Source organism: Kluyvera sp. 1366, from assembly GCF_054823405.1.
In genome coordinates, this window is sequence record NZ_JBTRDW010000033.1 from 1 (window position 1) to 1,266 (window position 1,266).

General features: G+C 59.3%; 1 protein-coding gene. It reads right to left on the reverse strand.

The window, feature by feature from the left end; all coding sequences use genetic code 11:
- Positions 1-53: 53 nt before the first annotated feature.
- The gene (locus tag ACVLVH_RS24160; RefSeq protein WP_462061836.1) at positions 54-1,196 is read right to left on the reverse strand and encodes an IS481 family transposase; all 1,143 of its coding nucleotides are present in this window, start codon (positions 1,194-1,196) and stop codon (positions 54-56) included.
- Positions 1,197-1,266 lie beyond the last annotated feature (70 nt).

Below are 1,266 nucleotides of genomic sequence, written 5' to 3' on the forward strand. Positions count from 1 at the left end.
TGTACAGTCCGGGGACATGGTAGACAGGTGTTCGGGGACATGGTGAACACTTTTTAACATCCTTTACCCATGGTGATCGACTTTTTCTTCAGGTCGATCACCCCCACTTTTGTGCTGTACCACCATACCTCGTAGCACCCGTCTTCCTGCATCTCCTTCAGGCCAACGTGCTCTCCCCTGAACGCCTTGCCTGCCTTCAGACTCAGGCCTTTTATAGTCAGCTTCCCACTGATATCTACCTTCCTGACCATCACGCCCTCGTCGTATTCCGCTGACGTTACGCTGGCGCTGTACTGCCGAGCCGATGGCTGATAGCGCGACGCCGGCACCGCCATATCCAGCGCCTCATGCGGGCGTTCAAGGTTATAAACCGTCCGCCAGTGATCGAAGGCGCGCTGCAGCTCACCGTCGTCCGCGAACCACTTCCCCTGCAGCACTTCAGCCTTCAGGCTGCGGTGAAAGCGCTCCAGCTTGCCCTGCGTCTGCGGATGATAAGGCCGGGAGTGCCCCACCCGGATACCCTGTCGCATAAGCCACAGCTCGACGGCCGTCCAGGTCCCGGTAGTGTCGCCCCACGGTGAACCGTTATCCATCGTCATCCGGTCCGGCAGGCCGTAACGTTCAAAGACTCTGACCAGCTGCTTCTGCACCGTCTCACGCCGCTCATCAGCGCAGTGTACGAGGCAAAGCGAGAAGCGGGAGTGATCGTCAAGGAGGGTAAGCGGGTGGCAGCGGCCGCCGCCAAAGGGAAAATGCCCCTTGAAATCCATCTGCCAGAGCTGGTTCGGGGCCGCATGTTCAAACCGGCCCGTGGCCGGGACACCCGGAGCTGAGCCCGGCAGCAGGTCGTGGCGGGCCATCAGGCTGTGGACGGTGCTGAAGGCGGGCATGCGGTGTCCGCGGTCTTCGAGCCAGCGCTTTATCTTGCGCGCGCCCCAGTGCTGATGAAGTTCATGCGCCATACGAAGCAGGTCAGTGATGTCGTCAGACGAGCGGTTGGGAGAGTGATGGGGTATGCAGGGGCGGTCCTCAAGACCGGATTCTCCCTCTTCAGCCCAGCGGCGAAGCCACTTGTAGGCAGTGGCGGAAGAAATGCCGTAGTGACGGCAGAGTGCGCGGATGTTCGCCCCGTCTTGCGAGGCGAACAGAACAAACTCTTTACGTAATGACATGGTATCTCTCGCATCCCAGGACATAAGCGACTCCATAAACGGGTTCTTATGCCTTAGTTGTAAGTGTCTACCATGTCCCCGAACAAGTGTTCAC

Bases quoted from the DNA above. Each gene is read 5' to 3' on its own strand.
- ACVLVH_RS24160 (WP_462061836.1), bottom strand. From the start codon at position 1,196: ATGTCCTGGGATGCGAGAGATACCATGTCATTACGTAAAGAGTTTGTT.